Origin of the sequence: Calidithermus roseus, assembly GCF_003574095.1 — a bacterium.
Lineage (GTDB): Bacteria > Deinococcota > Deinococci > Deinococcales > Thermaceae > Calidithermus > Calidithermus roseus.
Window position 1 is genome coordinate 54671 of sequence record NZ_QWLA01000009.1, and the last position, 10054, is coordinate 64724.

Annotated in this window: 9 protein-coding genes; 8 read left to right on the forward strand and 1 reads right to left on the reverse strand. The window is 69.0% G+C overall.

Translation table 11 applies throughout. From position 1 onward, the window contains the following. Positions 1–68 precede the first annotated feature (68 nt). Genes Mrose_RS04015 through Mrose_RS04050 form a run of 8 tightly spaced genes read left to right on the forward strand, consistent with a single transcriptional unit; the run spans position 69 to position 7841 of the window. Positions 69–407 (forward strand): ArsR/SmtB family transcription factor, encoded by a 339-nt coding sequence (locus Mrose_RS04015; RefSeq protein WP_119276142.1) that lies wholly within the window; start codon positions 69–71, stop codon positions 405–407. Further along, on the forward strand, positions 404–2188 hold the full coding sequence (locus Mrose_RS04020; RefSeq protein WP_119276143.1) for a proton-conducting transporter transmembrane domain-containing protein: 1785 nt from the start codon (positions 404–406) through the stop codon (positions 2186–2188). The genes Mrose_RS04015 and Mrose_RS04020 overlap by 4 nt, the downstream gene beginning before the upstream one ends. Next, a complete protein-coding gene (locus tag Mrose_RS04025) occupies positions 2185–3042 on the forward strand; it encodes a respiratory chain complex I subunit 1 family protein (protein WP_119276144.1) in 858 nt (285 codons plus the stop codon). Before Mrose_RS04020 ends, Mrose_RS04025 begins: the two co-directional genes overlap by 4 nt. Positions 3043–3083: 41 nt before the next feature. Next, positions 3084–3665, forward strand: coding sequence for a hypothetical protein (locus Mrose_RS04030; RefSeq protein WP_119276145.1), 582 nt, complete (start codon positions 3084–3086; stop codon positions 3663–3665). Beyond that, the gene (locus Mrose_RS04035) at positions 3662–5044 is read left to right on the forward strand and encodes a proton-conducting transporter transmembrane domain-containing protein (protein WP_119276146.1); all 1383 of its coding nucleotides are present in this window, start codon (positions 3662–3664) and stop codon (positions 5042–5044) included. The genes Mrose_RS04030 and Mrose_RS04035 overlap by 4 nt, the downstream gene beginning before the upstream one ends. Further along, a complete protein-coding gene (locus tag Mrose_RS04040; protein WP_245969542.1) occupies positions 5032–6381 on the forward strand; it encodes a hydrogenase large subunit in 1350 nt (449 codons plus the stop codon). Before Mrose_RS04035 ends, Mrose_RS04040 begins: the two co-directional genes overlap by 13 nt. Continuing rightward, on the forward strand, positions 6378–7229 hold the full coding sequence (locus Mrose_RS04045) for an NADH-quinone oxidoreductase subunit B family protein (RefSeq protein WP_119276147.1): 852 nt from the start codon (positions 6378–6380) through the stop codon (positions 7227–7229). The genes Mrose_RS04040 and Mrose_RS04045 overlap by 4 nt, the downstream gene beginning before the upstream one ends. Positions 7230–7259: 30 nt before the next feature. Then, complete coding sequence (locus Mrose_RS04050) at positions 7260–7841, forward strand: hypothetical protein (RefSeq protein WP_119276148.1); 582 nt, start codon at positions 7260–7262, stop codon at positions 7839–7841. Here the strand turns inward: Mrose_RS04050 and Mrose_RS04055 are convergent. Beyond that, positions 7833–10054, reverse strand: a 2222-nt coding sequence (locus tag Mrose_RS04055; protein WP_147371566.1) for a coiled-coil domain-containing protein, incomplete at its 5' end; no start/stop codon positions are given. The genes Mrose_RS04050 and Mrose_RS04055 overlap by 9 nt on opposite strands.

Genomic DNA, 10054 nt, shown 5'->3' on the forward strand with positions numbered 1-10054 from the left:
ACCTCCCGAGTCTACTCCCAAACATTCATATATTGCAATATACCATCCAATGCATATAATCGGGGTGTATGGAGTCCGCCCTACACCGCTTCAAGGCCGAGTTCTTCAAAGCCCTGGGCCACCCCGTGCGCCTAGCCATCCTCGACGCACTGCGAGAGGGAGAGAAGAGCGTGGGTCGGCTGGCCGAGGAACTGGGCCTCGAGCAGCCCAGCGTCTCACAGCAGCTCGGCATCCTGCGCCAGCGCGGCTTCGTGGAGGCCCGCAAGGAGGGCACCAGCGTCCACTACCGCGCCGCCGACCCCGACGTGTACACCTTCCTCGATCTAGGAAGGGCGATCTTCGAGCGCCAGCTGAAAACTCAAAGTGACCTTCTGTCCGAGCTTCAGGAGACCTCATCCCCGTCATGAATCCTTTAATCGAGACTGCCTTGATCCTTCTGGGGCTTCAGAGCCTTCTGGCCCTGCTGCGCCCCCCTGCCATCGGATTCCTGCCGCTGAGCCTGGGAGGCAGCGGGCTGCTGCTTTTGCTAGCGGGCCTTGGGGCCTGGCTTACCGGCACCTGGGGCACCCCTCTAGACGCCAGTGCAGGTTTCTATGTGGCTTTGCTGGGGGCTTTGTACCTGGGGGTGGGGCCCTATCTGCGGGAGTACCTGGTCCACCACGAACCCCACCGCGCCCGCCTCGAGGCCTTCCTCCTCCCCCTCTTCGCCGCAGCCATGGTGGGGGTCCTCCTCTCCCCGCCGGGCTATACCTTTCTCTTCCTCTGGGAGGGAATGGCCCTGCTGGGTTACCTCCTCATCGCCCTGGAAGGCCCCAACGGGCTGGTGGGCAGCCGGGCCTTCTTCCTGGCTAGCCGCCTCTCGGGGGCCGGGCTGTTTTTGGCCTTGATCCTCCTGGTCCGCAAAGAGCCGCTGGTGGGAGGGCTCGGGCACCTGGTCTGGGCCGGGCTCGTGCTGGGCTTCGGAACCAAGGCAGCACTGTTTCCCCTGCACGCCTGGCTGCCCAAGGCCCACCCGGTGGCTATGAGCCCGCTCTCGGCCCTGCTCTCGGGGGGTATGGTCAAGCTGGGGCTCTACGGCCTTTACCGCGCCCAGGATTGGGTGGGCTCGCCCCCACAGTGGGTGGGCTGGCTCCTGGTGGGGCTGGGCCTGACAGGGGCGGTCTACGCGCTGGCCCGCGGCCTGGCCGAGGAGGATTACAAGGGGGTGCTGGCCTACTCCAGCGTGGAGAACCTCAACCTGCTCCTGGCGGCCTTGGGGGCGTACTTTCTGCTGCCAAACCCCCTCTTCCTGCTGGCCTTTTTCTTCCACCAGGCGGCCCACGCCCTCTTCAAGGGGTTGCTGTTTCTGGGTTCAGGGACACTTCCCGTGCGCGAACTCTCCCGTTTAGGCGGCCTGCACCGGCTTCTACCGCGCACTGCGACCTGGAGTTTCCTGGCTGCGCTGACTGCGGCCGGCCTGCCTCCCCTGGCGGGCTTTCTCTTCGAGTGGTACTTGTACCAGGGCTTCCTGGCGGCCCCCCAAGGCACCGGGGCGCACTCCCTCCTGGTGCTGGGGGTCGGGGCGGTGGCCCTGGTGGGGGCGCTCGGGGCGGTGTCCTACGTGCGCCTCTTCGGCCTGACCTTTCTGGGTCAGCCGCGGAGTCCCCAGGCAGGGGATGCCCACGAGATGGGCATCTTCGGGCAACTCGGCATGGGGGTTCTGGCCGGGTTGCTGCTCGGCCTCTCCCTCTTCCCCGCAGCTCTTCTGAGGCCACTCGAGCCCCCTCTATACCCAGTGCTGCCCCTGTTCCTGGCGCTCGTGGGCCTGGGGGGCGGGCTGGTCTACCTGCTGAGCCGAAAGCCCCAGCGGGCCTACGACACCTGGGACTGCGGCTTCAACCAGCCGGGCCTGATGGGCTCCGCCCTCACCCCCGAGATGCAGCCCCACGCCCTGGGCTACAGTGAGCAACTCCTGCGGCTCTTCCCCTTCGTCGAGCTCGAGGCCCACCTCTCCCGGGAGGGGATGCTGAGTCCCCCTAGGGTGCGCCTCGAGGTCAGCGACTGGCTCTTGGCCCTCGAGGCCCGCCTGGCTCGGGGCTACACCGCCTTCGCCCACAGGGTGCAGCACCTGCAGTCCGGCAGCCTGCACCTCTATCTGCTGTTGCAATTCCTGGCCCTGCTCTTCGTTTTGGGGGTGGTCTGGCGATGAGCGCCCTCCTGCTTCTCCTGCTGGCCCCGCTCTTCACCGGCAGCCTCAAGTGGCTCAAGGCCAGGCTGCAAAACCGCCGGGGCCCGGATCCCTTCTACGACTACAAGAACCTCTTCAAGCTCTGGCGCAAGGCCTGGATTCGGCCCCAAGGGAGCAGTCCCCTCTTCCTGCTCGCGCCTGTGGCGAGCCTGCTCGGGGTGGGGCTCGCTGCAGCCTTCCTGCCCGTGCTGCCGGGGGTTTCCTTCGCCGGGGACTTCCTGGTGCTGGTCTACCTACTGAACCTAGGCCGCTTCTTCCAGGTCCTGGCCGCGCTGGACACCGGCAGCGCCTTCGGAGGTCAGGGCAGCTATCGGGAGAGCCTGGTGTCGGTGCTGGCCGAGCCAGGCACCGTGCTGGCCTTGGGGGCGGCGGGGTTGGCTTCGGGAAGCCTCTCGCTGGCCGCCTTCACCCCCCTCTCCCAGGAAAACGCCCTGGTCTACACCCTGGCGCTGGTCGCGCTGTCCCTGGCCCTGCTGGCCGAGGGGGCCCGCCTGCCGGTGGACGACCCCACCACCCACCTCGAGCTCACTATGATCCACGAAGCCCAGCTGCTCGATCACTCCGGACCTCTGCTCGCCCTCTACGAACTCTCGGCGGGGATGAAGCTCCTGGTATATGCCGGCCTCATCGCCCTTCTCCTGCCCTTTGGGCCGCTGTCCTTCCCCGCGGTGCTCCTCCTGGCCTGGCTGGCGCTGGGCTACCTGGAGACCTATGGGGTCAGGCTGCGCTACTTAAGGCTTCCCGACCTGATGAGCTACAACACGCTGAGCGGCATCCTGGCCGTACTGGGGGTGGTGTTACGCTTTCGGATCTAGCCTCTAGCCTGGCGCTGGCCGTCCTGGCCGCAGGATTCTTGATGGTGGGCCGCAAGAGCCTCGACGCGCTGATCCGGCTCTACGCCCTGCAGAATGTGCTCCTGGCGCTCCTGGCCTTCGTGCTGGCCGAGGGGGAGCGGCACTTCGTGCTGGCCGGGCTGGCCCTGCTATTGCTCAAGGGGGTGCTCATCCCCCGCTACCTCTTCTGGCTGCTGGAGCGCCTGGGGGTCAGTCACGAGGTGGAATCCTATCTCTCCATTCCCCTATCCCTGCTCCTGGGCGGGGTATTGGTGGGGGTGGGTTTTCATGTGGGGAGCAGCTTCGTCCTGGAAGGGGCTCGGCTGCCCGAGGCCGTGCCGGTGGCACTGGGCCTGATCTTGCTGGGAATGCTCTCCATGGTGAGCCGCAAAAAGGCGATCACCCAGGTGCTGGGCTTTCTGGCCCTGGAGAACGGGGTCTTCCTGCTGGCTCTGGCCGAGACCCACGGCCTGCCGCTCTTCATCGAGCTGGGAGTAGCCCTCGACGCCTTCGCCGCCGTCGTGCTGGCCGGGGTGCTGATCTTTCGCATCCGGACCACTTTCAACCACATTGATACCGCGCGGATGCGCGACCTAAAGGGATGACCATGCTCTACCTGCTGTTGCTGCTTCCCCTCCTGCCCGCCCTCCACGCCCTGCGCGAACATGAGGCCGGACGTCTGGCCTCCAGCACTGCCGCCGGAGCCCTGCTGTCCTTGGGGCTCTCGCTCCTGGCCCAAAACCAGGCCGCAGGACCCCTGCGGCTCGACGGGGTGGGGCTGTTCTATCTGCTGCTCACCGATCTGCTCTTCGCGCTGGTGGCTCTGTACGCCCGGGCCTACTTCCAGGCGGGAAAGGACCGTGAATCCTGGCGTTTCTATGCGGCGGGGAACCTCTTTCTCTTTGCGATGCACGGAGCCTACTTGGCTCACAACCTGGGCCTGCTGTGGATCTTCGTGGAGGGCAGCACCCTAGCCTCCGCCTTGCTGGTCTATCACAAAGGGGGGGCTCGGGCCCTCGAGGCCACCTGGAAGTACCTGATGCTCGGCAGCGTGGGCATCGCCCTGGGGCTCATCGGGGTGATCCTGGTCTACGCCCTCCTGGGCGGGGCTACCCTGGATTGGCAGGAGGCCCGGGCGCTGGTCCGGGGAGCCGACCCGGCCCAGCTGAAGCTGGCCTTCGCCTTTCTGCTGGTGGGCTTTGGCACCAAGGTGGGCCTGTTCCCTCTGCACGCCTGGCTGCCCGACGCCCACTCCGAGGCCCCGAGCCCCGCCTCGGCCCTGCTCTCGGGGACGCTCCTCAACGTGGCCTTCTATGCCCTCCTGCGCTACGCCGCCCTCTTGGGCAGCGCAGGGCTGTTCGATTTTGCCGCGGGACTCTTGCAGGGCTTCGGGCTGGCTTCGCTCCTGGCCGCGGGCCTCTTCCTCTTTGTCCAGAGGGATTACAAGCGCCTGCTGGCCTACTCCAGCATGGAGCACATGGGGCTGGCGGTCTACGGCCTGGGCCTGGGGGTTCCCTGGCTGGCCATGCTGCACACCCTGTTCCACTCCCTGGCCAAGACCGCCGCCTTCCTCTCGGCAGGCAACCTGCTCCTGACCTACCAGAGCAAGCTCATCGCCCGGGTGGGAGCAGTGCACCAGGTCTGGCCGGCCACCGCCGGCCTCCTGGTCCTCTCCCTGCTGACCCTGGCCGGCCTGCCCCCCTTCGGGCTCTTCTACACTGAGTTCCAGGCCCTCCTCCGCTCGAGTCCTCTGCTGATGGGGCTCTACCTGCTGGGGCTGCTGGGGGCTTTCGCCGGGCTGCTGTGGCCCCTCTCCCGCATGGTCTTCGGCGAGGGGCATGGGGTGGGCCTCGGGGCGCCGCCTCGCGCCCGGACGTTGGTGGTGGTGCCCGCCGTGCTGGTGGTGCTGGCCCTGGTCCTGGGCCTCTTCCCCCCGGTAGGGGTGGTGGAGCGTTTGGCGGAGGTGCTCTCGTGGAAACTCTGAAGCAGGTGCTCGGGTCGGGTCGGCTGGTGGCGCTTTGGTACGACGCACCCCACCTGCACTACCTGGTCGAAGGGTCCGAGGGGGCCCCCCCACAGGAATTCCGTGTGGAAGCCCGCAAGAGCTTCCCCAGCCTAGCCGAGGAGTTCCCGGCGCTGGACTGGTTCGAACGGGAGCTGTGGGAAGAGCATGGCCTCGTCCCCGAGGGCTATCCTGCCCTCAAGCCCCTGCGCAACCACCACCTCCCTTATCCCTTCGAGCGGGTGGAAGGGTTGCACGAGGTGCCGGTGGGGCCGGTGCACGCGGGCATCATCGAGCCCGGCCACTTCCGCTTCAGCGTGCTGGGGGAAAGGATCATTCACCTCGAACTCCGCCTGGGCTATCAGCACCGGGGGGTGGAGCGGCTGTTCCAGGGGGCCAGCCTCGAGCGGGCCCTGCTCCTGGCCGAGCGGGCAGGGGGGGAGAGCGTGGCCCACGCCCTGGCCTTCTGCCAGGCGGTGGAGGTTGCTTCGGGGGTGGAGGTGCCCCCCAGGGCCTGCCAGCTCCGACGGGTGCTCCTCGAGCTCGAGCGTCTCTTCGGCCACCTGGGCCACCTCGCGGGGCTTTTCACCGACATCGGCTACGCCTACGCCGCTACCCAGGTGGGCAAGGTGCGGGCCCTGCTCCAGGGCCAGCTCGAGCGCCTGACCGGGCATCGCTATGGCCGCAACGCCCTCACCGTGGGGGGCGTGGGCTTCGACCTGGACCCAAAAACCCAGCTCGAGGTGCGGCGCGCGCTCTCCGAGCTGGCTGCCGAGGCCGAGGCCCACCTCTTCGCAGCCCTCAAGCACCCCATGGTCCTCGACCGCCTGCGCTACGTGGGCCCCATTACCCAGGCCCAGGCCCGCTTGCTGGGCTTGGTGGGCCCGGCGGCCCGGGCCTGTGGGCTGGGGCGCGACCTGCGCCAGGACGACGCGCTGTACCAGCCTTTCACCCCGGTGACGCGCACTGGGGGCGACGTGCTGGCCCGGGCTCAGGTCTATATCGAGGAGGTCCGGCAGGGCTTTGCCTATCTGGACCGCTTCCTCAGCGAACTGCCCACGGGGGCGGTGTCAGCGGGCGGGGTCTGGCCGCTCCAGGAGGGTGAGCTCCGGAAGGCCTTCAGCCGGGTGGAAGCTGGGCGGGGAGAGCTCTTCTACTGGGTGCGGCTGCGGGGGAGGCGGGTAGAGCAGGTCAAGATCGTCGATCCCAGCTTCAAGAACTGGCGGGCCCTCGAGCTCGCGGTCCGAGGGATGGGCCTGCCCGACTTCCCCCTCATCAACAAGTCCTTCGACCTCTCCTACGCGGGGTGCGACTTATGAACTCCCTCTGGCAGACCTTGCGCACCGGCCTCCTGACCCGAAGCTTAAAGAAGCTTTTCGCCCTGCCCGCCTGGGCCCCCGGCTGGCCCGTGCTGCGGCCCGAGGGGCTCTCCCGAGCGGTGAGGCGGGAACTGCTGGAGCTTTGCCCCAGTGCGGCCTTTGCCGAGGAAGGGGATGAGTTCCGGCTGGACCTGGCGAAGTGCGTCCTCTGTGGGCGCTGTTTCCGGGCCCATCCCCAGGCGGTGGGCGAACTGCGCACCCTCGAGGTGGCGGTGGCCCGGCGGGAAGACCTCGTGCAGCGGGTGGACCTGGCCACGGGAAGCTTCGTGGACCCAGGCCCCCCGCCACCCACCCGCGCCGAGCTTCACCTGCCTACCCTGGCCTTCCGCGAGGTCTCCGCGGGCAACACCGGCCTGGATGATACCGAGGTGGCCCTGGCTGGCAACCCCTTCCACGACATGAGCCGCTTTGGCTTCACCGTGGTGGCCTCGCCCCGCCACGCCGACGCCCTCTTGGTGAGCGGGCCGGTGAGCCAGAACATGCGGGAGGCCCTCCTGCGCACCTATGAGGCCACCCCGGAGCCCAAAGGGGTGGTGGCGGTGGGTAACGAGGCCATCAGCGGCGAGGTCTTCGCGGAGAGCCCCCAGGTGGCCGGGGGGGTGGACAAGGTGCTGCCGGTGGACGTCTACGTGCCGGGCAGCCCGGCCCGGCCAGCCTCCATCCTGCACGGCCTCCTGCTGCTCAGTGGCCAGGCCCGGCAGGCGCTGGTTGGAGGGCGCGTGGTACAGGAGGGGCGCGAGCGCGCCCGAACAGCACCCAGCGAAGCGGGGGTGAGGAAAGATGGCTGAACGGCAGGCGGACTTCTGGAGGATCAAACCGTGACGGCGGCATCCACCGACGCCGAACGACTGCTGGAGCTGCTGCTCGAGCCCTGCTGCCCTGTGTGCAGCCTATCCCGCCAGGCCGCCCTGAGCTACCTCGACGAGCAACTAGCACGCTGGCAGGGTTCTCCGGCCCCCACCGCGGCGGAAACGGGGTTGGCCGCCGGGGTGCTGTGTAGCCACCATTGGCATAAGCTGGTGGCGCTCGAGGCCCAGCGCACGACCGGGCCGCAGCTGAGTGAGGCGCTGCTGGGCGAACTTCTGGAGGTCGCCGACGCCCCGCGGCCCTGCCCGGCGTGTGAGGTGCAGCAGAGCGCTGCCAGGCACTACCTGGGGGTGCTGGGCGGGCTGCCCACCGAAACGCTCGGGCTGGCCCTGCGCCAGGGTGAGGGCTTCGTCTGCCTCAAGCACCTCGCGGCGCTGTCCGCCGGACCGCTCAAGGGCTGGCTACTCGAGCGCGTACACACCCTCACGCTCGACCTACCCCGCTTTCAACGGCGCTACGCCCGTCACCGCGGCGCTGAGGAGGATCCGCAGGCGGCCCTGGCAGCCCTAGAGGGAGAGGATTGGCTAGCTTAGGGCATCCTCGCGGCGGATGCTGTAGACCCGGCTCAGGCCACGCTCGCTGGTGACGCCGTAGAGCGCGTCACAGGCCTCCATGGTGCGCTTCTGGTGAGTGACCAGGATGAACTGGGTCTCCCCCTTGAAGCGCCGCAGGAACTCGGTGAAGCGCAGGATGTTGGCTTCGTCGAGGGGGGCGTCTACCTCGTCGAGGACTGCGATGGGCAAGCCCCTCCCCTCCTCGGCAGTACCCGCGAGGGCGAAGAGGAAGGCCAGTGCCCCCATGGTGCGCTCGCCCATCGAGAGCAGACCCAGGTCGATGGTGCGCTTGCCCGAGGGCTGGAGCACCAGGTGCAGCCCGCTGCGGTCGTGCTCAACGCGGGCTTCGGCCCCCAGCAGGGCCTGGGCGTACTCGTGGAAGCGCTCGCGGAAGCGGTGGAAAGCGGCGTGGAGGCGCTCGCGGTACTCGCCCTCGACCAAGCGCAGCTCGGCCTCGAGCCTGGCCACCCCCGCCTCGGCTTCCGCCAGGGCGGCGGCGAGCTGCTCGGTCTCCTGGGCCAGGGCCTGGTACTCGCTCTCGGCCAGGTGGTTGACGGCGCCCAGGGCTTCGAGGGCGGCCTCGGCCTCGGCCAGGCGGCGGGCCAGCAGGCGTGGGTTGCCTTCCTCGGCGGGTCCTTCGGGCAGCTCGGCCAGCTCCAACAGCAAGGCTTCCTGGGTGCTCTCGCGGCGAGCCAGCGAGATGCGGGCCTGCTCGAGTTCGCCCAGCAGCGCGTTGGTGCGGGCCAGCAAGCGGCTCTCTTCCTCGGCCAGGCCGCGCAGCCGCTGGCGGGCCTGTTGCACGGAGGCCTCGAGAGCCCCGAGCCCCAGCCTGGAGGCCTCGCGCTCCAGGGCTTCCAGCCGCCCGGCAGCCACCTGGCAGCGTTGCTCCAGCTCGGCGAGTTCGAGGCCGATGGCCTGCAGGCGCGCGCTGGCGTGCTGCCGGTTCTGCTGGGCCTCCTGGTAGGCCCTGAGCTGCTCGCGATGGTGAGTCCAGGCCCGTTGGGTCTCGTGCAGGCGGGTGAGTTCCTGGCGCAGACCCTCCAGCTCGCCCGCCAGGGTGGTCTGGGCTTGGGTGTCCGGGGGGGCTACGGCCTCGGGAGCCTCGGGGGGCTGGGGGTCGCCCAGGCGCTCGAGGGCTAGTCGAACCCCCCGCAACTCGACGCGGGCCGCCTCCTCCTGCTGGCGAACTTCTCCCAGGGCCAGGCCCTGCAACTGCTCCCGTAACTCGGCGGAGCGGACCGAGAGGGCCTGGGCTTGCCGGGCCAGGCCCTCAGCTTCGGCCCGCACCTCGGCCAGGCGGCGGCGCTGGGCGAGCATCTGCCCGCCCCGCTGCACCCGGCCCCCGGTGATGGCCCCGCTGGGCTCGAGCAACTCGCCCTCAAGGGTGACCAGGCGGGGGTGGTCCCGGTGACGGCGGGCGAGCTCGAGGGCGGCCTCGAGGCTCTGCAGGACCAGGGTTTCCCCCAGCAGCGTGGGCAGGGCCTCGGGGTAGGTAAAGCCCACCAACTCGCGGGCCAGACCCCGCACACCGGGGAACTGCGACCAGTCGCGGCGGGGGCGGCTGTCGGCTTTGAGCAGGGTCAGGGGGAGGAAGGTGGCCCGCCCACCCTCGCGTTTGAGGTATTCCACCGCCTGCTTGGCCGCCTGCTCGTCGCGGGTAAGCACCCATTGCAGGCGGCCCCCCAGGGCAATCTCCAGGGCCAGCTCGAGGCCCTGCGGCACTTCCAGCAAATCGGCTACCACCCCCAGCACCCCCTCGATCCCGGCACTGCGGGCCTTGCGTGGCCCCTCGGCCAGGTCGGTGCCGCCTTGCAGATAAGCCTCCAGGCGCTGGGCTTCCGAACGGCTGGCCCGCAGCTCGGCGCCCAGGCTGCCCTCCTGTTTGACCACGCGGTCCAGCTCGGCCCGCAGTCGCTGCTCCTGGGCCTCGAGTTCCCGGCGCCGGGCCTCGAGCCGGGCCAGGGTCTCCTCCAGGCGCGCCCGCTCGGCTTTCAGGTGCTGTTGCTGCTCCTGGACCTGGCGGAAGGCGACCAGTCGGGCTTCATAGGTGGCCTGGGCCTTGAGGAAGGCTTCGTAGCGGGTTTGGGCTCGGCGTAGCTCGTGCTGCAACTCGCCCAGGCGGGCCTCGAGCTGACGCTGTCGTTGCTCGAGGCGCAGGATCTCTTCGGCAGCGGGTTCGGCCTCCTGGGGGG